The following is a 22,028-nucleotide window of genomic DNA, read 5'->3' as shown; positions in this document are numbered from 1 at the left end:
GCCCACGGCCCCTGGCAGCTCGTCCGTGCCGAACTGCGCCGCCGCCCCGCCGCCCGCCTCTCCCTCGGCGTGGTCGCCTTCTTCGCGCTCCTCGCCGCGGCCGCCCCGCTGATCGGCGCGCTCGGCGGCTGGGGCCCGGACGAGTTCGACAAGAGCGCCGTCGACCCGTACCTCGGCGGCCTCCCCATCGGACCGCTCGGCGGCGTCTCGGCCGAGCACTGGCTCGGTGTCGAACCCGTCACCGGCCGCGACCTGTTCGCCCGGGTCGTGCACGGCGCCCAGGTCTCCCTGCTCATCGCCTTCTCCGCGACGGCGATCGTCGTCGTCGCGGGGACGGCGGCCGGCATCGCCGCCGGCTACTTCGGCGGCCGCACCGACACCGCGCTCTCCCGGCTGATGGACCTCACGATGTCCTTCCCCTCCCTCATCTTCATGATCGCGATGATGTCGGTGGCGCGCGACGTCAACCGGATCGTCCTGATGACCGCCGTCATCGGCCTCTTCGGCTGGCCGGGCATCGCCCGGATCGTCCGCGGCCAGACCCTGTCGCTCAAGCACCGCGAGTACGTCGACGCCGCCCGCGTCGGCGGTTCCGGCCCCCTGCGCATCCTCGTCCGCGACATCCTCCCGGGCGTCGCCGGGCCCGTCATCGCGTACACGACGCTGATCGTCCCCGGGATGATCGCCACCGAGGCCGCCCTCAGCTACCTCGGCGTCGGTGTCCGCCCGCCGACGCCCTCCTGGGGCCAGATGATCGCCGAGAGCGTCGCCTACTACGAGACGGACCCCATGTACTTCGCCGTCCCGAGCCTCTGTCTCTTCCTCACCGTGCTCGCCTTCACCCTGCTCGGCGACGCGCTGCGCGACGTCCTCGACCCGCGAGGAGGCGGCGCGTGATCCTCTACCTCGCCCGACGCCTGCTCGGTGTGCTCGGCGTGCTCGTCGCCATCGCCGCCGTCACCTTCGCCGTCTTCTACGTCCTGCCCTCCGACCCCGCCGCCGCAGCCTGCGGCAAGTCGTGCAGCACCGAACGTCTGGAGGCCATCCGGGCCCACATGGGCCTGGACGCCCCGCTGTGGCGGCAGTTCGCCGACTTCGTCACCGGCATCTTCACCGGCCGCACCCTGGGCACCGGCACGTACGCCCTGCACTGCGACTTCCCGTGCCTCGGCTACTCCTACGAGAACAGCCAGGGCGTGTGGGACCTCCTGGTCGACCGGCTGCCGGTCTCCGCTTCGCTGGCCGTCGGCGCCGCCGCGATCTGGCTGCTCCTCGGTCTCTCCGCGGGCGTCACCGCCGCACTCCGCAAGGACACGCTCACCGACCGCGTCCTGATGGTCGGCGCGGTCGCCGCCGCCTCGCTCCCCGTGTACTTCACCTCGGTGATGCTGATCTACGGGCTGATCCGGGTCACGGGCCTGCTCCCCTACCCGCAGTACGTGCCCTTCGGCACCGACCCGCTGTCCTGGGCCTCCAACCTGCTGCTCCCGTGGCTGGCGCTCGCCCTCCTCTACGCCGCCATGTACGCGCGGCAGAGCCGGAACTCGATGATCGAGTCCATGGCGGAGCCGTACATCCGCACCGCGCGCGCCAAGGGCCTGCCGCGCCGCACCGTGGTCGTCAAACACGGTCTGCGCGCCGGGATGACACCGATCCTGACGATCTTCGGGATGGACCTCGGCGGGCTCCTCGCGGGCGCCGTCATCACCGAGTCCATCTTCGGGCTGCCCGGCATCGGACGGCTCTTCTACGGTGCCCTGTCGACCGGGGACCAACCGGTCATCCTCGGGGTGACCCTGCTCGCCGCCACCTTCATCGTCGTCGCCAACCTGGCCGTCGACCTCCTGTACGCCGTCGTCGACCCGCGAGTGAGGTACTGATGGGCGCCCCCGCCCCCCTCCTGTCGGTACGGGACCTCACGGTCACCTTCCCGACGAAGCGCGGCCCCGTCCGGGCCGTCGACTCCCTCGCCTTCGACGTGCTGCCCGGCCGGACGCTCGGCATCGTGGGCGAGTCCGGCTCCGGCAAGTCGGTCACCTCCCTCGCCGTCATGGGCCTGCACACGGGCGCCGAGATCAAAGGTTCCGTCACCCTCGCCGGGCGGGAGCTGATCGGCCTGTCCGACCGCGAGCTGAACGCGCTCCGCGGCCGGCGGATGGCCATGATCTTCCAGGACCCGCTGTCCAGCCTCCACCCCTACTACACCGTCGGCGAGCAGGTGGCCGAACATCACCGGGTCCACTTCGGCTCGCGCCGGGCCATCGCCCGCGAGCGGGCCGTCGAAGCACTCGCCGAGGTCGGCATCCCCGAACCCCGGCGCCGGGCAGGCGAGTACCCCCACCAGTTCTCCGGCGGCATGCGCCAGCGGGTGATGATCGCGATGGCCCTCGTCTGCGAACCCGACCTCCTCATCGCCGACGAGCCCACCACCGCGCTCGACGTCACCGTCCAGGCGCAGATCCTGGAGCTGATCGCCCGTCTCCAGCAGGAGCGGGGCCTCTCCGTCGTCATGATCACGCACGACCTGGGGGTGGTCGCCCGGGTCGCCCACGACGTGCTCGTCATGTACGGCGGCCGGGCCGCCGAACACGCCCCAGTGGACGCCCTGTTCACCTCCCCCGCCCATCCGTACACCCGCGGCCTGCTGGACTCGCTGCCCCGCCTCGACGACCCCGACGACGCCCCGCTGCGGGCCATCCCGGGCGGCCCGCCCTCACTGCTCGAACCGGCTCCGGGCTGCGCGTTCGCACCCCGCTGTCCCCGCGCCGCCGTCGGCTCCGCCGAGGAACGGGGCCGCTGCACGAGCGAACGCCCGTCCCTCGGCGGCCCGGACGGACACCCGGCCGCCTGCCACTTCCCCGCGTACGAAGGCGTCGCCCCATGACCACGACCGCACCGCCCCTCCTCCGCGTACGGGACCTCGCGGTCACGTTCCCCGGCCGCCGAAGGGGCTCGGCCCCGATCCGGGCCGTCGACGGCATCGGCTTCGACGTGGCGGCGGGCGAGACCCTGGGCCTCGTCGGCGAGTCCGGCTGCGGCAAGTCGACCACGGGCCGCACGATCGTGCGGCTCCTGGAACCCACCGCCGGCTCCGTCTCGTACGGAGGAAGGGACATCAGCCACCTCTCGCAGCGGGCGCTCAAGCCGCTGCGCCGCGACCTCCAGATGGTCTTCCAGGACCCGCACTCCTCCCTCAACCCCCGGCACACCGTGGCCCGGATCATCGCCGACCCGCTGCTCGTACAGGGCGCCACGGTCGCCGACGCGCGCGAGCGCGCCGTGGAGCTGATGGAACTGGTCGGCCTCATCCCTGAGCACATCGACCGCCACCCCCACGAGTTCTCCGGCGGACAGGCACAGCGCATCGGCATCGCCCGCGCCCTGGCCACCAGCCCCCGGCTCGTGGTGGCCGACGAACCGGTCTCCGCCCTCGACGTCTCCGTCCAGGCACAGATCGTCAACCTGATGGAACGGCTCCAGCGCGAACTCGGGCTCGCCTACCTCTTCATCGCCCACGACCTCTCCGTCGTGAAGCGGGTCTGCGACCGGGTGGCCGTCATGTACCTGGGCCGGATCGTGGAGATCGGCGCGAAGGAACGGGTGTACGCCGCCCCCGCCCACCCCTACACACGGGCGCTGCTCTCCGCCGTACCGCTGCCGGACCCGGCGGCCGAGCGGAGCCGGGAGCGGATCACCCTGCTCGGCGACCCACCGAGTCCGGCCGCTCCCCCGCCGGGCTGCACCTTCCACCCGCGCTGCCCCAAGGCGCGGGAGATCTGCCGGACCGAGGCACCGCCGCTGCGGACACTCGTACCGGGCGAGGCGCGTGAGGTCGCCTGTCACTTCCCCGAGGGCGTCTGAGCACGCGAAGGCCCCGGTCCCGCGTGCGCGCGGGACCGGGGCACCGGTGTGTTCAGGACGAACGGGCCGCCGTGTACAGGGCGGTGGCGACCGCGAGGTCCTCCCAGGCCATGCCCACGCTCTTGAAGAGGCGCGGGTGCCCGGCCGACGGCTCCCGGCGACCGGCCACCAGGTCGGCGAGGTCGCCCGCGATGTGGTCGGCCCCGATCGCCCCTTCGGAGACCGGGACGAGCAGGTCGCCCGCCTCCCGCAGCGCGGCGGACCGCGCCTCCACATAGACCTCGGACCGGACCACGAGCGCGGTGTCGGTCTCGCGGGCCGTCGGCTCGTGCGAGCCGACGGCGACGACGGTGGCGCCGGGTGCCACCAGGGTTCCGTCGAAGAGCGGTACCCGGGCCGTGGTGCAGCAGACGACGAGATCGGCCTCGGCCACCTCGTCGGGCGTACCGGTACGGGCGAGCACGCCGAGGGTCCGCGCGTACCCCGCGAGGGCGCGCCCGCCGGCCGGTTCGCGTGCGACGACGACCGCCTCGGCGACCTCGCGGACGGCGAGGACGGCCTCCAGGTGACCGTACGCCTGGGGGCCCGCCCCGAAGAGGACGAGGCGCAGGGGCCGGTCGGCCGGTGTGAGGGATCGGACGGCGAGGGCGGAGACGGCCGGGGTACGCAGCTCGGTGAGCGCGGCTCCGTCGAGGAGCGCGAGCGGCCGGAGGTCGGCGCCGTCGAGGAGCAGGTACGAGCCGGTGATGCGGGGCAGCCCGCGGGCCGGGTTGCCGGGGGCGACTCCGGCGACCTTGACGCCGGCGAAGGAGCCGAAGGCCGCGGGCATCAGGAGGAGTTCGCCGGCGGGGACGGGCACGGCCGTGCGGGGAGGTCCGGCGTCGGGGTCGAGTCCGGTCCGCAGGACGTCGGCGAGGACGTCGGTCAGCGCCGCCGGCCCCATCAGCCGGGCCATCGTCGCGGCGTCGAGGAGCAGGGGCGGGCTCACAGGAGGAACCCCGCTCCCAGCTCGTCGTCCGGGTCGAGGACGAAGGCGTGGGTGCCGGTGCGGTGGGTGGTCCCGCTGACCTCGGTGATCCCCGCGGCCAGGAGGCGCCCGGTGAAGACGGTCCCGACGACGGACTCGTGCCGCAGGCTGTCTCCGACGGCGAGACGTCCGTCGTCGCCGAGCAGGGCGAGGCGTGCGGAGGTGCCCGAGCCACAGGGCGAGCGGTCGATCTGCCCGTCGGCGAAGACGGTGACGTTGCGCTGGTGGAGTCCCTCCGCGGTGTCGGGGAGCTCCTCGTACAGGATGACGCCGTACACGTCGTGCGCGGGGAGCGCGGCGCGGATCTCCCGCCCTGCGCGGACGAGTTCGGGCAGGGCACGGGCGGAGACGTCGAGGCCGAGGTCGCGGGCTGCAACGGAGACGTAGAGGGCCCCGGAGTGGGCGAGGTCGGCGTCGACGGCGCCGAGCGTCGTGGTCACCTTGACCTCGCGGGCGACGATGCGGGACGGGACGTTGCGGAAGGTGACGCCGGTGGTGCGGCCGTCCGCCCGGTGCACGACGGCGGTGACGCGGCCGGAGGGCACGTCGATCCGTACGGAGACGTCGCCGTCGTCCGGGGCCGGGACGCGCCCCGTGTCGACGGCCCAGGCGCCGAGGGCCATCGTGCCGTGGCCGCAGGCGGTGGAGTAGCCGTCCTTGTGCCAGAACAGCACGCCGAAGTGGGCGCCGTCGTCGTCGGGCGGCACGATGAAGCCGCCGTACATGCCCGCGTGTCCGCGCGGCTCCCGGGACAGCAGGCGGCGCAGGTCGTCGAGTGGGCCGGGGCGCGGGTCCGTGCCCGATCCGCCGGTCGTGAGGGCGGTGGCCCGGCGTTCGGCGACGGTGTCGCCGGGGATCGGGGGGAGGTCCACGTCGACGATCCGGAAGGGTTCGCCGACGGTGTGGTAGTCGGTGGTGCGGACCGTGTGCGGGGTGGTGCTCACGAAGTACGGCCTCCGGGAGGGGATTCGGGATGTGCGCCGGGCCGGCCCCTCCCCGTGGAGGGACCGGCCCGGACAGGATGGGTCAGCCCGGAGTGGGTCAGCTGCGGAGGGGGCCCTCACAGCTGAAGCTCGACGTGCCGGCGACCCTGGTGGACCAGATGTCGATCGGCCCGAAGGAACAGTTCATGTCGGCCAGGTTGTTCGAGGCGGCGCCCGCGCGGTCGAGGATGAAGTAGTCGACCGTCTCGGACATGTCCTTGAAGTTCTGGTCGGCACTGCTCCAGTTGGACAGGTTGGCGGTGATCCGGCCGGTGCAGACGAACCGCCGCTTGCCCGGCTCGCCGTTCTCCACGCAGTCGGGGGTGTTGTAAGTGGCGGTGGCGAAGGTGGACTTCACCGTGGCCAGGGCCGCGTCGCGCAGCTGGGCGTTGGGGGTGAACGTGGTGTTGGGGACGAACAGCGTGTCGACCTGGGCGATCTGGGTGTCGAGGAAGCGGTCGTAGTCGCGCTGGAGGTTCGTGTCGGAGCCGAGGCGGGTGCGCCAGGCGTCGTACGCGGCGACGTCGTTGTTCCGCAGGTGGGTGTACATCTCGCGGATCAGGGAGGGCTTCTCGTTCCAGAGGAACTCGAAGAACGTTCCCGCGTAGTTGTAGAAGCGGAAGCCGTCGCCGTCGTAGGTGGCGTTGAGGATCTGCCGGAGGTTCATCCGGGGGCCGCCGCCCGCCGTGTCGTTGATGATGCCGCGGACCAGGGACTTGCGGACCTTGATGCCGTCGCTGCGGGTGGCGCCGTCGAAGAACTCGGCGGTGCCCTCGTCCATGAAGGTGGTGCGGTCTCCCTGGTACCAGGGGCCCTCGCCGAAGAAGCCGGGTACCGCGTAGCGGCCGTTGAGGTAGTGGGTGTACTCGTGGCGGAAGAGCTCTTCGAGCGTCAGCGACGAGTCCTGCGGGACACGCCGCTGGTAGGTGTAGAAGGTGGCGCCGCGCTCGATGTAGATGCCGCCGTTGTTGGTGTCCATCCCGGTCAGGATGGGGTGGTAGTTCTCGTAGTCGGCCCGCGAGCCGTACAGGACGATGGTGAGGGTGGTGTTGGGGTCGCCGGCGAGCGGCCGCTCGGTGCCGACCACCCGGTGGAACTGTGCCTTGACCTGCTTGCTCGCGTAGTAGAGCTGGTCGACGGTGGCCCGGTCGAGCCCGGTGCGGACCTTGATCGCGCCGTTGTCGTAGGTGTACGTGTACGGGAAGATCTGCGCTTCGATGTCCGCCTTGCAGACGCCGTACGGCTTGCACGCGTCGAAGTAGTTGAGCCAGGAGACGATCTTGGCCCACTGCTGGCTGCCGCGGCCGAAGGTGGTGACCACCTGGCCGAGCAGGCCGCCGAGTTCGGCGGTGATCTCCGTCCGCAGGCTGGGGATCTCGCCGAATCGGCCGTACTCGCCGAGGGCGTCGCGGGCGACCCAGTCGTTGGCGGTGCCCTTCAGGTGGACGTACCCGGCGAAGGCCTTGAAGACGGCGCGGTACGCCGGGTCGGCGGCGGCCGCGGCCCGGAAGGCGGCGTCCTGGTTGCCCGGGTAGACGCCCAGGTAGTTGACGGAGAGCGCGGCGAGCGCGGCCCCCGCCCAGGACGGGTCGAGGTGGGTGGCGGTGTGCGACGGGTCCATGGTGGCGAGGACCCGCTTGATCAGACCGAGCTGGTGCTGCCGGAGTCCGGGGGCGCTGGCCGCGTAGAGGGCTTCGCGCAGGGTCAGGGCGTTGCTCTTCGTGACGTCGAAGGTGCGGGCCGCGTTGCCGAAGTCGGCGACGGCCTGGCGGACGGCGTTCACGGTGGGGGCATCGGTGGTGTCGATCTCGTCGCGGGAGTAGTCGTGGTAGGCGACGGCGTGCAGGTAGGTGAACATCTCCTCCAGGTGGGAGGAGTTACGGCCGTCGTGGGCGGCCGCCAGGCCGGATATTCGGCGCGCGACGGCCTGGACGTGGGCGTCGGACATCACGGGCGTGAGCCGGGCGTCCCAGGTCCAGATGAGTCCGCGCAGACAGTCGTCGGCGAGGACCGCGGGGTCGGCGAGGAAGTCGGCGAACTGCTCGGGGCCGAGCCCGGTGATCCCGTCGAGCGTGCAGGGAACCCCGGCGGCGGTCGTCTTGGTGCCGGCCGAGAAGGTCCGTGCGGCGGTGCCGGTGGCCGGTGCCCGACCGGGGACGCGCCCGGCGGCGAGGCTGCCGGGGGCGGGCGCGGGCCCGAAGGTCTTGCGGGGAGCGGTGGCGAGGCGCTCCACCTCGTCGAACGGATTGGTTCCGTGCTCGGCCCGCGGGGCCGGAGCGCCAGTCGACGCGGCGGGGACAGCGGTGGCGCGGGCGTCCGTGTCGGCCGCGGAGGCCCCGGTCTGGCCCGAGGAGGCCAGGAGGGTCACCGCGATGGCGGAGGTGAGCAGGGACGAACGCACACGTCTGTGGATGGACAACAGAACTCCATGAGTGGTGGGGGAACGTCAATGGGGATGTGACGAGAACTGTTGTGGTGCGCACGGTGTTTGACGAAGGTTCATCGAACCGTGTGCGGTGTAACATAGTAATGTGAAATTGCACTGACAACCCCTCTGCGGCCACGAGTTACCCGAGGTTCCTCCCGAGCCGCCCGCCACCTCGGCCCCTCGGCCCCTCGGCTGCGCCCCGTACCGCCTCCGGTGCCGGGCGACCCGACCCGGGCCGGCTCGGGAACCGTTCCTCCGCATCCTGCGTGACCTTCTGATGTGTTGTCGGCCGATGGTCGGGAGAGCGGAGGGAACCGGATGCGAGCTCCGACGATGGTGAACGTGGCGGCGATGGTTTGCGTGGCTCTGATGGCGGCTGCGTGCGGTCCGGAGAAGACGAAGGAGGACGCGGGCGCGAAGCCTTCGCAGCCGACCTCGTCCGCTTCCGCTTCCGCATCCGCATCCGCATCCGCATCCGCATCCGGGTCAACGCGGACCGAAGAGCCGCCGGCCACACCGACCGCGACCGCTCGTACCGGGAAGCCGTCGGCGGTCTCGACCGGCGAGCGGCCCTCCCCCAGGACCAAGGAGGGCGCGATCCGGCGCTACGAGCAGTACCTCCACGCCCTCGGCCACGAGGACATCGACACGGTCTGCGACGTGGCCGGGCCCGCCGCGAAGCGGGCGGAGGACCAGGGATTCGGCCCGTGCACGTCGACGTACACCGCCGTCTTCCAGATGATGTCGCCCGCACAGAAGAAGGCCCTGCAGACCGCGACGGTCGATCCGCAGCGCGTCGCCGTCCGCACGCCCGGCAAGATCGAGATGCCGGTCGAAGCGGTCAGGTCCTCCGCCACCTTCTCCGAGAGCGACCTCGGCAGCTACACCCTGGAGTACCTCAGGAACGACTGGTACATCACCGACTGATCAAGCGCGAGGCTAGGACCTGCCGAGGCGGCGCCAGACTCCGGAGCGCTTCTCCTGGGGTGCGCTCCCCGGGGGACGGACTTCCAGCGACCAGTCGCCCGCTCCTTCGACGACCGCCACGAGCAGGGGCCCCTCCGGCAGTACGCGCGTGGCCTGCGGGCTCCGGCCGGACTCGCTCGCCAGCAAGTCCGGGAACGGGGCGGGGGCACCGGGGCGACGCGGCTTGTACGCCTTGACGCGCACGGACCCGGTCGCCTCCGTCGGACGCAGACGGGTGACCAGCTCGCCGACGGGCCCGGTGTGCAGCAGCACCTCGGAGCCCCGGCCGGTGGCCGCCTCGCCGAGCCGGCGCACCGCGGTCACGGGCCGGATCACGATCGTCCACTCGTCGTCGTCATAGCAGTCGACGCGGAAGCGCAGCGGGTACAGGTTGTCGCACCACATCGCCCGCCTCTCGAACCGGTGGGACGTTTTCGTGTCCCCCAGGTCGACGGCCTCCCTGCCGTTCCAGTCGATGGAGTCCAGGTCGAAGAAGCCCTTGCCGGTCCGGGCGAACTCGACCAGGACATAGCCGGGCGGTGGGGTCGATTCCATGGTGAACTTTGCGCTGCCCCGGCCGTTGTAGACGATGTCGTCGAACTCCCCACCGAGGATCGCGGCGGCGGCGATCGCCTCGGGCGACGGGGCCGGCGAGGGCATCACCGGGATCGCTCCCGGCCCACGGGACGGGGTCCGGATCGAGCCCTGGGTCGAGCCCTCGGACGGGGACAGGGCTCCGGTCCGTGCCTCGGGCGTGGCCTGGGCGAAGGCATGCGGTGCGTAGGAGCCCGTGCCGTGTGCCCCGGCCTCCCCCTTCGTCAGTCCGCCGCCGCCGTGCCCCTGGGCCGGACCCGAGACCTGCCCCCACTCCGTACCAGCAACATCGGCAGCGGATCCGGAGGACTTGCCGACGGCCCCGCGCGGAAGCTCCACCGGCACCGGCCCGCCCGCGGCGGGTGCCGGCAGCGAGACGCCGAAGTCCTCCGCCAGCGCCTTGAGCCCCCCGTCGTAGCCCTCGCCCACCGCGCGGAACTTCCAGCCACCGTCACGCCGGTAGTACTCACCGAGGACCAGTGCCGTCTCGGTGGTCGCGTCGTCGATCTCGTACAGGGCGAGTTGCTCCCCGGTCGCGGCGCTCAGCGTCCGCACCGACAGGCCGGGCACCTGCCCGAGCGTGCCGTTCCGGCCGACGGCGACGATCACGACGCGTCCGACGTCCGGTCCGACCCGCTCGGTGTCGAGGTCCAGCCGGTCCGCGGACCGGCCCTCCACGGCGCCGCCCCGTTCGAGGGCCAGTTGCCGGACGGCCTTGCCGGTGGCGTCCAGGAGCAGCGCGGAGGCCGCCACCTCCGGCACCCCGTCACCGGCCGCCTGCCTGACGACCTCGATCCGCCACGCCTGCCCGGGGACCGGCAGGTTCTCCCCCTTGATGATCTCCGTCACCACGTCATGCTGGCACGCGATCCCGGGCAGGTCCACGCCCCGGGAACGGCATTGGTCAGGCGAGCGGGGGCTCGGTGTCGTCCCAGTTCCATCCGGTTCGGGGGAAGTTCTCCAGCAAGGCGGAGAGGGACGTCGCCTGGTGGATGGCGGACGACCAGCCCTCCGCGGAGACGTCGAGTGTCACCAGAGGCGGGGGGTCCTGACGGAAGTCGTAGACAAGCAACTCGCGGCTTCCGTCCCCACCGATGACGACGGCGCCGGGGAACCGCTTCTGGAACTCACCGGCCTCGTTGTTGCCGATGAGCTCGTCCAGCGCGTCGATCACCAGGAAGTCGTCAGCGGGAGGGACGAACCGGCTCAGACTCCCCGTAGTGCCGAGGAAGTCCCGGTAGTCCTGGGGAAACCGGACTCCGAAGTGGTGCTCGACCTGCGCGATCCGGTCATCGTTCGAACTCATGAAGCAGTTCTATCAAGAGCGGAGCGGGGGAACGGCCGCCGTGGGGCGCGGGGGCCGCACGCTCTTGTCGGGGTGCTTGACCGTGTGGGACGGGACGAGATGGCTGCCGGGCGGCAGCGCGTCCGTGAGCCGGCGGACGATCGCGTACGACTCCTCGTCGTCCTCGACAAAAGATGATCACGCCGAGCGGCATCAGAGCGACCGGCTGCGAGAGATCGAGCGTCTTCGCCGCGGCGGCCAGGATGAGTCGTCACCGTGGTGACCGCTGGCATCCACGCTCTCGACGGCGCATGATGGACATAGTGCCCTCACTCACATGGACACAGAACGTGACGGCCTTCTCGACTCCCACAACCGTGCCCGTACATGGGGTGGTTGAAGTCGATCGAGCAGTCCACTACTCGGGGCATCCACGTGGACGCATCACGGAAGGACGGACATCGTGGCCGTTCTCAAACTTTCACTGTTCTCGAACAACTTCCCCGACTTCTTCATCATCGATCACGACGGCCTTGTCGACATCGCCAAGATCGAAACCGAGGAAGACCGTCGTAACGCCACGTTCCAGTGGACCGGTCCCAGCCTGGTGAACCTCGGCGGAACAGGAATGCTGGTACGGGCAGTTGCTCCACCGGGATTCTGTCTGCGCATCGCGACGTTCGAAAACTTCCGCATCCACAGCAAGTTCTTCACCGGGATCACGGACCCCCAGGTCAAGGCGGAAGTCATCGCGGAGTCGACCTACTTCATAGAACCGGCTGAAATAGACCCGAACCAGGTGTCGTTCCGGTCCGTGAAGTTCCCGAACCGATTCATCCGGCACAGGAACTTCGAACTCTTCGCCGAGCCGGTGGTGACCCCGTCCGACCTTCAGTCCGCATGCTTCAGGATTGCCCCGCCGCTCCACCCGGAGGATTTCTAGACACGACGCGGATGCGGAATCGGGAAGGCGCGACGGCAGCCGCGCCTTCCGCTGTCCAGGCACCATCGCACAGGGACTGGGACTGGCGCACAAGCGCACGGCGGCGCGGCGGCATGTTGCCGCGGTGTGGCGGAGTCATGGCGGGCTCGTGGCAGCAGGGCACGTCATCGTGTAGGGGCGGCGGCGCACGTCTAGCATCCGGGGAACGGCCCCGCCGCTGCCGGTGCGGGGTCGTACCCGGTCGCCGCCAAGGGCAGGTACGTCATGAGTTCATCCCGCACCCTCACCGTCGGCGAAGCAGAGGCTCGGCTGCCCGAGCTGAACGTGATCGACGTCCGTACCCCGGGCGAGTTCGCGTCCGGCCGCCTGCCCGGCGCCGTCAACGTCCCCCTGGAACGCATCGAGGACAGGGTGCCCGACCTGCGGGACGCCACCACGAACAGGCCGCTCCTGCTGGTGTGCGCCTCCGGTGCCCGCTCCGAGAAGGCCGTCGCGGCGCTCGCCTCCCACGGGGTCGCCGCGGCGAGTCTCACCGGCGGCACCCGGGGGTGGGCCTCGGCCGGCCATCCGCTCGAGTACCCGCCGGGTGCCGTGCGGAAGGTCTGGGGGATGGAGCGTCAGGTGCGCTTCACCGCAGGGGTCCTGGTACTGCTCGGCCTGGTCCTCGGGCTGCTCGTCCATCCCGCGTTCCAGGTGCTCTCGGCGGGGATCGCCGGGGGTCTGGTGTTCTCGGCGCTCACCGACACCTGCGGCATGGCGGTGGTCCTGGGCCGGCTCCCCTTCAACCGGCGCGGCGCGGCGTCCCACAGCTGACGCGCGCCGCCGCTTCCCGCGTGGTCACCGCCGGTCGCGCGGGTCCGGCGGATCAGGGTGACGGCTCTCGGGGCCGAACCGGTCGAACCGGCTGAACCGGCTGAACCGGCCGAGCAGCGCGGTGAGGAGGACCGCCGTCAGGGTGCCTGCGACGACGCCGCTGCCCAGGATCGTTCGGGCCCAGCCGGGGAACCCCGCGTACAGGTCCGGGGTGAGCAGCGGCAGCAGTCCCACGGTGAGCGCGAGCGCTGCGGTGAGCGAGCCCGTACCGGTGCCGGACAGGTCGGCGCGGCGGAGCATCTCGACGCCCATGACGGCGATCACGGCGTAGACGACGAGGGCGGATCCCCCGACGACGGCCTCGGGTATGCCCGCCAGCGCCCGGGACACGGGCGTGGCCAGGCCGAGGACCACGAGGAGTGCTCCGGCCCCGGCGGTCACGAACCGGCTGCGGACCCCGGTGAGCCGGCCGATGCCGATGTTCTCCGCGCTGGTGACCATGAGGGACGTACCGAACAGCCCGCCCGCCAGGGAGACGACGGCGTCGGCACGGGCGACGCGGGGGACGTCCCGCTCGGGAGCCGGGGTCCGTCCGACGGTCTCGCTGTTGAGCACGGTCTGTCCGGTGATCTCGGCCAGGGTGGTGAGGCTGAACACGAGCAGCGGAAGGGCGGCCAGCAGGTCGAACCTCGGCGTCCCGAAAGGCAGGAACGCGGGCAGCGCGAATCCGCTGCCGGCCGCGGGTACGAAGGTTCCCAGGCCGCTCGCCACCGCCACGGCGGTGCCCGCCGCCATCCCGATGAGGACGGAGGTCTGGCGCCAGACGCCGCGCAGGAACACGTACGCGGCGACGGTCGCCGCGACCGTGAGCCCGGCGAGGAGCACCGCGCGGGGTTCGCCCGTGCCGTCCGGGCCGGTGACGAGCCGGGACGCTACGCGGATCATCGCGATCCCGATGAGCAGCACGGTCACCCCCATGACCAGGGGCGGGAAGAGCCGTACGACGCGGGCGTACACGGGCAGCACGGCGAGGAGCAGGGCCGCTGCCAGGAGGACCGCGCCGGCGGCGGTCGGCGCGCCGTGGTCCTGGGCGATCTGGAGGAAGAGCGCGGTCGCGGCGCCGCCGGGCAGCATGACGAACGGGAGGCGGCCGCCGATCCGCCACACGCCGAGGGACTGGAGCAGGGCGCCCGCTCCGCACAGCAGCAGGACGGCGCTGAGCAGTGAGGCCGTCGCACCGGGCGGCATCTTCAGGGTGCCGGCGATGAGGAAGACGGTGGAGACCGGCGCGGCGATCATCGCCAGGACGTGCTGGGCCGACAGCGGTATCAGTCTCCGCCATGGAACCTTCGCGTCGACCGCGTCGACCGCGTCGAGCGCCTCCCCCGCTTCGACGGCCTCGACAGCATCGACGGAGGCGGGAGGGGACGCCGGGGTGGACTCGGACGCCGGAGTGGGCTTGGACGCCGGGGTCGTCGTCATGCCGTCGCCTCCAGCCACGGGATGTCGGCCGCGGTGTAGCGGTAGGCGCGGAAGACGGCGTTCGGCTCGGACGGGAAGAGGCCCCGGACTTCGCTCTCGCCGTAGCCGGCGAAGTGCGGGACGACGTACTCCCAGCACAGGTAGCCGTCCTTGGTCACTTCGAACAGCCGCCCCGACGGCGAGTCGGTGACGAGCGTGTTGCCGTTCGGCAGGCGTTGCGCCGAGCCCATGAAGGGCGCGAAGAAGAACTCGCGCGCCGGGTCGTGGTACTCCCACACGATGTCGTCGGTCACCCGGTCGATCTCGATGACGCGGGAGTAGGGGACGTCGTGTCCGGGCCGGAAGACGCCGTTGTCGAAGACGAGCAGCCGGCCGTCGTCCAGTTCGGTGGGGGCGTGCTGCTGGCTGACCGTGCCGGGACGGCTGCGCCAGAGGATCTCGCCGGTGTCGCGGCTGATGACGACGACGGCCGAGACGCTGCGCAGGCTGGCCAGGATGTTGCCGTCCCGCAGGGGCGTGACGCTGTTGATCAGTGGCCAGTGTTCGCGGGCATAGGCCTCGTGCAGGGGGAAGGACGCGCGGTCGAGGTGCTCCGAGGCCCGCCAGGACCAGAGGAGTTGGCCCTCCGGTCCGACCTCCTTGATGGTGTCGGCCCAGACGATGCCGCCCTCGGCCTCGGAGCCTGGCACGCCGCCCCGTACCGACGCGGCTTCGGCCGCGGTCAGGGGTTCCAGGGCGGTGTAGAGGATGCGCCCGTCGTCGAGGTGGTGGGCGTCGTGGTGCTGGAGGGGATCGCGGTGTTCCCGCAGGACGGTGGCGTCGGGAGCCGCACGGAGCATGACGCCGCCCCGGTATTTGTGCCACATCGGGAAGAGGGCGCGCTCCCCGGGCAGTACGCCGTTGTAGGCCAGAGTGCCGTCGGCGAGCAGACGGGCGTGGCGGCCGGGGCGGTACGGAAGGTTCCAGCCGTGGACGGTACGGCCGTGGAGGTCGATGAGGTGGACCTCCCCGGTGCCGGTGAGCGGTGCGTAGAGCGTGTAGCCGTCGGACACGGCCGACTCGTCCAGGGCGATGAGGCCGACGGGACGACGGCGGCGTGAGTTCTGGTCGACAGAGGGCATGCCGGGATTCCTCGCTTCAAACTTTCTTTGATGACAACAACCGACTTTGACGGTAGGACCGTTGTGTGACGGGCGTGTGTCGGGAGTACGAAACCGTCTCCGAGTTCCCGCGTCGCGCCGCGTAAGGTGCCGTCAGGCACCGTCGACCAGGGAGAACGGCGCCTTGGGGCGGGGGGAAGGACGGGACATCCATGGAGGCCGAGAACGCGAACACCCCGCGGGTGGGGGCTGCCGTACGCCGTCGGCGCCGGGCACTCGACCTGACGCTCGCCGACGTGGCGCGGCTCAGCGGGCTCTCCTCCCCGTTCCTCAGCCAGATCGAGAACGACCGTGCGCGCCCGAGCATCCGGTCGCTGCAGCGGATCGCGGACGCCCTCGGCACCACGGCGGTGCAGCTGCTCGGGACCTCGGACCACACACGCACGATCGACGTGGTGCGCGCCGATGACGACGGCGGCCTCGACCGGGAGGCCGGCGTACGGCCGGTGGTACGGGGCCGGCATCAGCTGCACGCACTCGAGTTCGTCGGCGAGCACGAGGCGGATCGCGAGTTCCGGCACCGCAACGACGAGCTGATGTACGTGGCGGACGGCTCGGTGGAGGTGGAGGCCGACGGCCGGATCCACCGGCTGGGACGCGGGGACACGCTCCTGGTGTCCGGCGGCGTCCGGCACCGCTGGCGCACCGTCGAACCGGGTTCACGGGTCCTCGTGGTCGCGGTCGGCGACCATGTCGAGGTCCTGGGGCCCTGAGGGGACGAGCCACCGGGGATCCGGTCCCGCGCGGTACCTCACGCCCGCTGTCGACGCCGCACTCCGCCCCAGCGGGTACGACCGTCCCCGGGGACGGCGGCCTGCGCCTTCTTCATCCTCGTCGTCATCCTCAAGTGCGTGACGGAGACCGAGGCCGCACGCTGGAGAGCATGACCTGACCCCCCGGCCGCCCTACGCCGTCGAAGGCCCACGTCGTCGTGCCGGCGAAAGGAGCACCGCTGCCATGAGCGACCTCATCCTGATCCGTCACGGCGAGACACGGTGGAGCGCCACCGGGCGCCACACCGGCCGTACCGATCTGCCGCTCACGCCGGACGGCGAGGCGGAGGCACGCACACTCGCCCCGTACTTCGAGGGCCGCTCCCTTTCCTTCGCGCTCACCAGTCCCCTGCGGCGGGCCCGGCACACGGCCGAACTCGCCGGGCTGCGGGGTGCGGTGGCGGACGAGGACCTGTGCGAGTGGGACTACGGCGGGTACGAGGGGCTGACCACGGCCCGCATCCACGAGACCCGGCCCGACTGGTCGCTGTGGAACGACGGCGTACCCCCGCACGCCGACGGGCGGCAGGGCGAGTCGGCCGAGGACGTGGGGCGACGGGCCGACCGGGTGCTGGCGCGCGTCGTGCCTCTCCTCGCCGCCTCGCGGGAGGACGGCGTGGTCGTCGCGCACGCTCATCTGCTGCGCGTCCTCACCGCCCGCTACCTTGGCCTGCCTGCGTCCGAGGGGCGGCTGTTCCTCCTGACGACGGCGAGGGTCGGCAGGTTGTCCACGGAGCACGGGCTGCCGGTGGTGGCGGGCTGGAACCAGCGCCCGCTGCCCCCTGCCCGTACGTGACACGGACACGGCTGTGAGCGACGCAATGGGGCGCGATGCACAAGCGTGAGAACGTCATGATCCGGTACGCCGGGCACGGGGCAGCGTGGCCGCCGGTGGCCGGTGCCGCGGTGATGGCCACCGGCATCCTGTCGGTCGGTCTGAGTCTGACCGGCTTCGAGGTGGTCTCTGTCGTGGCGCTGTGGCTGGCCACGGCTCTGTGGCTGCTGCTGGCGCTCGGCTTTTCGGCACTGCTCCTGGGAGACCGGCGCCGCTGGGAGGCGACCGCCGACACCCCGCCCGCGCTCACCGCGGTAGCTGCCACGACGGTGCTCGGCGTCCGGTTCGAGCTCCTCGGCCTCACTCCGGTGGCCGTGTCACTCCTGGTGCTCGCCGCGGTGGTGTGGCCCGTGACGATGGTCGCCGTCCTCCGGCACCTGCCCCGGCGGGCACCGGGCGCCGTGTTCCTGATCTGTGTGGCCACCCAAGGGCTCGCGGTCCTGTGTGCGGTCCTCGCGCCGGAGGCCGGTGACTGGCTCGCTCGGGTGGCTCTCGGCCTGTTCCTGCTGGGACTCGTGTGGTACGTCGACGCGCTGGTCCGCTTCGATCTCCGCCAGGTGGTGACGGGCGCGGGCGACCACTGGATCGCCGGCGGGGCTCTGGCGATCTCGGCGCTCGCCGGATCGAAGCTCCTCGCCTCCGGCGTCTGGTCGGACGGCGCGGCCACGTCCCTGCGGACGACCACGCTCGTCCTGACGGCGCTTGATCTGGCCTGGTACGCGGTCCTGCTCTGCGGTGAGTTGGCCCGCCCACGCCTCGGATACGACGTCCGTCGATGGGCGACGGTCTTCCCACTCGGCATGACAGCGGTGGCGTCCCTGTCGGTCGCGGCCGCCACCGGAGTCGGGTGGCTGGAGACGTGGGGCCGCGTGCTGCTGTGGATCGCCGTCGCCGTGTGGCTTCCGACCTCCTACGGCTTCGCCCACTCGCTCATGGGGCACGCCCGTGGCAGCGCCTCCCCGGCTGCCGGTAACCGGCGACGGCCCCGGTCACACCGGTGACGGTCGTGCCAGGGCCGTCCTGTCCCTTCCTCACGAGGTGAGGCGGCAAGCAGGCGCAGGGTGCACACTGGTCCTGGAGCCCCACGGGCTCCTGTTTCTGGCCCCTCCGAGAAGCACCTCATGCACTACGAGACCTCCGAGGAACATCGGCAAGGCTCATCTGTACGGACTGCCGGCCCGCTCCTCGCTCGATCCGAGCGTCGTGGGACGTGGCGACTTCTGGAACGCTGAGTTCCAGGACGATCCACCCGGGCGGCGGGAGGAGGACACATGGCAACGTCACAGGGCTCCGGAGCCCGTGCCGGACCGGAGGACAGCGCCGCCGGACCGGAGGACAGTGCCGGCGGGGCAGCGACCGCTCACGCGATCGACCCGGCGGACCAGCTGGCACGGCTCGGCCGGTCGTGGGTCTGGCTCCTCTGCGCCGCCCTGACGACGCTCATCCCGGGCATCCTGGCGCTCGTGTGGCCGGATGTCACCCTGCACGTCCTGGCCGTGCTCATCGGGGTGTACTTGTTGCTGACCGGCGCCTTCCAGTTCGTGACCGTCTTCGGACGCGGCAGCGACCGCGTGCCCGGTCTGATCGTCGCCGTCCTCTGTGTCCTGGGCGGGGTGCTGTGCCTGAGGAACCCTCTCCAGACGATCGCCGCGCTCTCGCTGATCGTCGGTGCCGTGTGGCTGGTGTCCGGAATCGTCACCCTCTACACGGCGATCGCCACCAAGAGCATGCCGCACCGCGGCATCGTCATGGCCGTCGCGGCCCTCGGCATCGTCGCGGGAATCGTGGTGCTGGCGTTGCCGACGGAGTCGGCTCGGGCCCTGACCAGGCTGCTCGGCCTCTGGCTCGTCCTGCTCGGCCTGGCCGAGACGGCCGTCGCGCTGGCGTGGCGATCGGCACTGCGCAGGGCGGGCGTCGCGGGCCACGACTCACCGGGCCCCGTCTGACAGCCGTGCCGCCGACCCAGCCTCGCCCGGCCTTCGGAGTGAGGCTCTCTCAACCCCGCCACGCGCACGACCCGCGGTAGGCCACGGCATGCCCGGCGACCGCGGAAAGGGAGGAATCGTGTACCTCGCCTACGACTACCCGCTGCTCAACGTCTTCTGGACCATGTTCTGGTTCTTCCTCTGGATCCTGTGGTTCATCCTGCTCTTCCGGATCATCACCGACATCTTCCGCGACAAGGACATGAACGGATGGGGCAAGGCGGGGTGGCTCGCCTTCGTCATCCTGCTGCCCTTCGTCGGTGTCCTCGTCTACGTGATCGCCCGCGGCAAGGACATGGGCCGCCGTGAGATCACCCAGGCCCGTGACCAGCAGCGCGAATTCGACGCCTACATTCGCGAGACCGCCTCCGGTGGCAAGCAGCCCAGCCACGCCGAGGAACTCACCCGGCTCGCCGAGCTCCGCTCCCGCGGAGACATCACGGAAGAGGAGTTCGGCCGGGCCAAGGCGCTGATCCTGACCGACGACCGGCCGGCCGCGAGCCCCGCGCCCGGCGTACCTCCCACCCCCGGACGCTGACCGCGCCCGACCATTCGACCGAGAAGCGAGGGATCACGATGACCTCCACTCACACCACCCGGGCAGCGGACACGACGAGACAGGCCTGGGCCGGCGGACTGACCGTCTTCGCCGCCGTCATGCTCGGGATCAGCGGCCTCGTCGGGATCTTCCGCGGCATCATGGCGATCGCGGAGGACGAAGTCTTCGTCAACACGCCGAACTACGTCTTCAAGTTCGACCTGACGTCCTGGGGCTGGATACACCTCGTCCTCGGCGTCATCGCGATCCTCGTGAGCTTCGGGCTGTACCGGACGGCCACGTGGGCACGCGTGACAGGCGTGGGCATAGCCGCGCTCGTCATCATCGCCAACTTCCTTTCCCTGCCCTACTACCCGGCCTGGTCGATCCTGATGGTCGCCATGTCGGGGTTCGTCATCTGGGCACTGTGCGTGGTGAAGCGCGAGGAACTCCTCTGACGCAGACTTCTCTGACGCAGGGACATCTCTGACGCAGGGGTTCCTCTGACGCGGTGCGCCTGCCGACCGGGTCCGGTCATGGTCACGGTCGGTAGGGGCTTCCGAGTCGGTCGAGTTCCTCCGTGGCGCACTGTCGCTCTCTTCGCCCTGGCGAGGGTGTCGAGGCTGACCATGCCGGGCATGTTGTGCCCCTCGTGGGGCGGGTGTCGGGGATCCCTGAGAGGTCCAGGAGTGCCCGCAGTCTCACCCGTTCCCGCTCCAGTCGCGTTCCGGCCCGGGTCGCGAGGTCCGCGAGGGCGGGATCTGCTGTGCGTGAGGGCGCCAGCCCGGTGAGGAGGCGGGCCCGCTCGGTCATGGGAATCATGAGCTGGATCCACGCGGTGTCGGTGGCGTTGAAAGCCGCTGCCCGCGGCGGGCCGGTCACCGGTCGCGTGGTGCAGCCGGTGACCATGAGCACCGCGAGCAGGGCCCACGCCATCCGCAGGGTCAGAAGGTGCCGGCGGAGTTGCACTTGGCGCTCTGCACGATGCAGTCCTTCACTCGGTGTCCCAGTGCCGCGTTGTCCCAGGCGTTGAAGAAGTCGCCGTGGATGGACGACGCCATGCCGGACGAAAGGGAGAAGCCGGTGCTGCTTCCGGAGGTCGGGTAGCCGATGACGAAGGAGACGGACGGGATGGCGACGGGGTGGTCGCCGCTGCACGTGGCGTTGTGAGCGAAGGCGACGTGCGACTTGTGGTCCGGGCTGTCGAGGTGCTTGCCGTCCCAGCAGTCGGGAAAGAGCAGCTGGTGGACGAGCTTGGCGGTCGGGGCGCAGACCGGCCAGTTGCCGTCGGCGCTGCGTGCGATCTCGCCTCCTTCGCCGGCGCAGAAGAACTGGTTGGCCGAGCCTGCAGGAGTGGGTACCTGGGACTTGGCGTTACCGGCGATCATGCGGAAACCCTGCGGGAAGGGGACCGTCGCGGACGGGTCGGGCAGCCTGGAGCCGTAGTAGACGATCATGCCGTCGCTCTCGATGGCCTTGCCGTCCTGGTAAAGGGTGGGGATCCAGTAGGCGGAGAGGTCCTTGGCCGGGGTACAGCTGGTGCCCGGGTTGGCCAGCAGGCTCTGGGACGTGGTGAACGCGTCGGTGCTCCTGTTCCCGAAGAAGCTGTGCATGTGGGACGCACCGGGCAGACCCGGGGCGACGATCGGGTCGTCCGGCTTGGAGTGGCTGTAGGTGCAGGTCGCGTTGAACTCGGGTACGCGGACCGTGCCGGCGGGCACGGTGGACGGGGTCATGGCCCGGAACTGTGCCACTTGGGTGTTCCACGCGGCCTGGTCGATGCCGACCCAGCCGGGCTCGGTACCACCGCTGCCGCTGCCGCTGCCGAACGAGAACCAGTTGATGTTGACGAAGTCGCCGGGCGCGGTGCTGCGGATGACGGCGAACAGCGTCTGCGGGCCGGCGGGGTGGGTGGTGATGGCGGCGGTCCGGGTCGCCCAGTTCTGCCAGCCCCCGGTCGGGGAGACCTGGAAGGTCGTGAGCAGCGGGCCGGTCAGCGATCCGGTGCGCAGTTCCACGGTTCCGGGGCCGCCTGTGGCGGAGGCGATGCGGGCGGAGGCCGTCAGAGGACCGGCGGCGCCGAGGTCGACGTTGTCGAAGCGCATCCAGTCGCCGTCGGCGAGGTAGGCGACGTTCTGCCCGCCGTCGGTGTCCGCGGTCGCCTCGACGCCCGCGCCGGACTGCGCGGCGTAGGACTCGGCCTGGACGACGACGGTGGCGGCCCACGCGGTCTGGGCGGTGAGTGTGACGCTGAGCGCGGCGGCCAGGACGACGGCCAGCACGCCCGCCAACAGGGTGTGGAGGTGAGCGGATCGTCTGCTCACCCTCTGGGGTTGTGGGAGGAGGGGGCGGGAG

At 71.2% G+C, this 22,028-nt stretch carries 21 protein-coding genes and 1 pseudogene; 13 read left to right on the top strand and 9 right to left on the bottom strand.

Annotated elements, in window-relative coordinates:
• The 4 genes from AOK00_RS23855 to AOK00_RS23840 form a co-directional block, all read left to right on the top strand.
• Window positions 1-897, top strand: an 897-nt coding sequence (locus AOK00_RS23855; protein ID WP_055602336.1) for an ABC transporter permease, incomplete at its 5' end; no start/stop codon positions are given.
• Window positions 894-1,880 carry an ABC transporter permease gene (locus AOK00_RS23850; RefSeq protein ID WP_055602335.1) on the top strand — a complete coding sequence of 329 codons (987 nt, stop codon included), beginning with the start codon at window positions 894-896 and terminating at the stop codon, window positions 1,878-1,880. The genes AOK00_RS23855 and AOK00_RS23850, both read left to right, overlap by 4 nt.
• The gene (locus AOK00_RS23845) at window positions 1,880-2,884 is read left to right on the top strand and encodes an ABC transporter ATP-binding protein (protein ID WP_055602334.1); all 1,005 of its coding nucleotides are present in this window, start codon (window positions 1,880-1,882) and stop codon (window positions 2,882-2,884) included. The genes AOK00_RS23850 and AOK00_RS23845 overlap by 1 nt, the downstream gene beginning before the upstream one ends.
• Window positions 2,881-3,861: an ABC transporter ATP-binding protein gene (locus tag AOK00_RS23840; protein WP_055602333.1), complete on the top strand. Its 981-nt coding sequence runs from the start codon at window positions 2,881-2,883 to the stop codon at window positions 3,859-3,861. The genes AOK00_RS23845 and AOK00_RS23840 overlap by 4 nt, the downstream gene beginning before the upstream one ends.
• A gap of 52 nt (window positions 3,862-3,913) precedes the next feature.
• Here the strand turns inward: AOK00_RS23840 and AOK00_RS23835 are convergent, their stop codons facing one another.
• From AOK00_RS23835 to AOK00_RS23825, 3 genes are all read right to left on the bottom strand, one after another.
• The gene (locus AOK00_RS23835; RefSeq protein ID WP_079042160.1) at window positions 3,914-4,849 is read right to left on the bottom strand and encodes an ornithine cyclodeaminase family protein; all 936 of its coding nucleotides are present in this window, start codon (window positions 4,847-4,849) and stop codon (window positions 3,914-3,916) included.
• Window positions 4,846-5,832, bottom strand: coding sequence for a proline racemase family protein (locus AOK00_RS23830; protein ID WP_055602332.1), 987 nt, complete (start codon window positions 5,830-5,832; stop codon window positions 4,846-4,848). The genes AOK00_RS23835 and AOK00_RS23830 overlap by 4 nt, the downstream gene beginning before the upstream one ends.
• 97 nt (window positions 5,833-5,929) lie before the next feature.
• Window positions 5,930-8,290, bottom strand: coding sequence for a collagenase (locus AOK00_RS23825; protein WP_055602331.1), 2,361 nt, complete (start codon window positions 8,288-8,290; stop codon window positions 5,930-5,932).
• Between the two features lie 378 nt (window positions 8,291-8,668).
• On the opposite strand from AOK00_RS23825, the gene AOK00_RS39735 reads away from it, so the two are divergent.
• A complete protein-coding gene (locus tag AOK00_RS39735; protein WP_216822266.1) occupies window positions 8,669-9,226 on the top strand; it encodes a hypothetical protein in 558 nt (185 codons plus the stop codon).
• Between the two features lie 12 nt (window positions 9,227-9,238).
• On the opposite strand, the gene AOK00_RS39175 is transcribed toward AOK00_RS39735, so the two are convergent.
• The 3 genes and pseudogenes from AOK00_RS39175 to AOK00_RS37425 form a co-directional block, all read right to left on the bottom strand.
• Window positions 9,239-10,708: a TerD family protein gene (locus tag AOK00_RS39175; protein ID WP_159041835.1), complete on the bottom strand. Its 1,470-nt coding sequence runs from the start codon at window positions 10,706-10,708 to the stop codon at window positions 9,239-9,241.
• 55 nt (window positions 10,709-10,763) lie between these two features.
• Complete coding sequence (locus tag AOK00_RS23810) at window positions 10,764-11,165, bottom strand: SMI1/KNR4 family protein (RefSeq protein ID WP_055602328.1); 402 nt, start codon at window positions 11,163-11,165, stop codon at window positions 10,764-10,766.
• A gap of 66 nt (window positions 11,166-11,231) precedes the next feature.
• Window positions 11,232-11,409: pseudogene (locus tag AOK00_RS37425) on the bottom strand (SAM-dependent methyltransferase); the annotation flags it as partial.
• A gap of 198 nt (window positions 11,410-11,607) precedes the next feature.
• Between AOK00_RS37425 and AOK00_RS23800 the strand changes: the two are divergent.
• Both AOK00_RS23800 and AOK00_RS23795 read left to right on the top strand, forming a co-directional pair.
• Window positions 11,608-12,087 (top strand): AbfB domain-containing protein, encoded by a 480-nt coding sequence (locus tag AOK00_RS23800; protein WP_055602326.1) that lies wholly within the window; start codon window positions 11,608-11,610, stop codon window positions 12,085-12,087.
• A gap of 264 nt (window positions 12,088-12,351) precedes the next feature.
• Window positions 12,352-12,900: a rhodanese-like domain-containing protein gene (locus tag AOK00_RS23795; RefSeq protein ID WP_055602325.1), complete on the top strand. Its 549-nt coding sequence runs from the start codon at window positions 12,352-12,354 to the stop codon at window positions 12,898-12,900.
• Between the two features lie 24 nt (window positions 12,901-12,924).
• Here AOK00_RS23795 and AOK00_RS23790 read toward each other — a convergent pair whose 3' ends face one another.
• The gene (locus tag AOK00_RS23790) at window positions 12,925-14,382 is read right to left on the bottom strand and encodes a uracil-xanthine permease family protein (protein ID WP_079042159.1); all 1,458 of its coding nucleotides are present in this window, start codon (window positions 14,380-14,382) and stop codon (window positions 12,925-12,927) included.
• Window positions 14,379-15,503, bottom strand: a complete 1,125-nt coding sequence (locus tag AOK00_RS23785; RefSeq protein WP_055602324.1) for an arylsulfotransferase family protein — start codon at window positions 15,501-15,503, stop codon at window positions 14,379-14,381. Before AOK00_RS23785 ends, AOK00_RS23790 begins: the two co-directional genes overlap by 4 nt.
• Window positions 15,504-15,694: 191 nt before the next feature.
• Here AOK00_RS23785 and AOK00_RS23780 point away from each other — a divergent pair, with 191 nt between their 5' ends.
• From AOK00_RS23780 to AOK00_RS23755, 6 genes are all read left to right on the top strand, one after another.
• A complete protein-coding gene (locus AOK00_RS23780) occupies window positions 15,695-16,255 on the top strand; it encodes a helix-turn-helix domain-containing protein (RefSeq protein WP_055602323.1) in 561 nt (186 codons plus the stop codon).
• A gap of 244 nt (window positions 16,256-16,499) precedes the next feature.
• Window positions 16,500-17,111 carry a histidine phosphatase family protein gene (locus tag AOK00_RS23775; RefSeq protein WP_055602322.1) on the top strand — a complete coding sequence of 204 codons (612 nt, stop codon included), beginning with the start codon at window positions 16,500-16,502 and terminating at the stop codon, window positions 17,109-17,111.
• Window positions 17,112-17,146: 35 nt separating this feature from the next.
• The gene (locus AOK00_RS23770; protein WP_254047476.1) at window positions 17,147-18,151 is read left to right on the top strand and encodes a tellurite resistance/C4-dicarboxylate transporter family protein; all 1,005 of its coding nucleotides are present in this window, start codon (window positions 17,147-17,149) and stop codon (window positions 18,149-18,151) included.
• Between the two features lie 270 nt (window positions 18,152-18,421).
• Window positions 18,422-19,096 carry an HdeD family acid-resistance protein gene (locus tag AOK00_RS23765; protein ID WP_055602321.1) on the top strand — a complete coding sequence of 225 codons (675 nt, stop codon included), beginning with the start codon at window positions 18,422-18,424 and terminating at the stop codon, window positions 19,094-19,096.
• 88 nt (window positions 19,097-19,184) lie between these two features.
• On the top strand, window positions 19,185-19,673 hold the full coding sequence (locus tag AOK00_RS23760) for an SHOCT domain-containing protein (RefSeq protein ID WP_055602320.1): 489 nt from the start codon (window positions 19,185-19,187) through the stop codon (window positions 19,671-19,673).
• Window positions 19,674-19,711: 38 nt separating this feature from the next.
• A complete protein-coding gene (locus AOK00_RS23755) occupies window positions 19,712-20,131 on the top strand; it encodes a DUF7144 family membrane protein (RefSeq protein WP_055602319.1) in 420 nt (139 codons plus the stop codon).
• 486 nt (window positions 20,132-20,617) lie between these two features.
• Here the strand turns inward: AOK00_RS23755 and AOK00_RS23750 are convergent, their stop codons facing one another.
• Window positions 20,618-21,997, bottom strand: a complete 1,380-nt coding sequence (locus AOK00_RS23750; RefSeq protein WP_216822265.1) for a DUF1996 domain-containing protein — start codon at window positions 21,995-21,997, stop codon at window positions 20,618-20,620.
• Between the last annotated feature and the right edge of the window lie 31 nt (window positions 21,998-22,028).

Source organism: Streptomyces aureus (assembly GCF_001418135.1).
GTDB classification, from domain to species: Bacteria; Actinomycetota; Actinomycetes; order Streptomycetales; family Streptomycetaceae; genus Streptomyces; species Streptomyces aureus_A.
The sequence above is the reverse complement of the archived record's forward strand: the minus strand, read 5'-3'. Positions and strand labels throughout refer to the sequence as shown.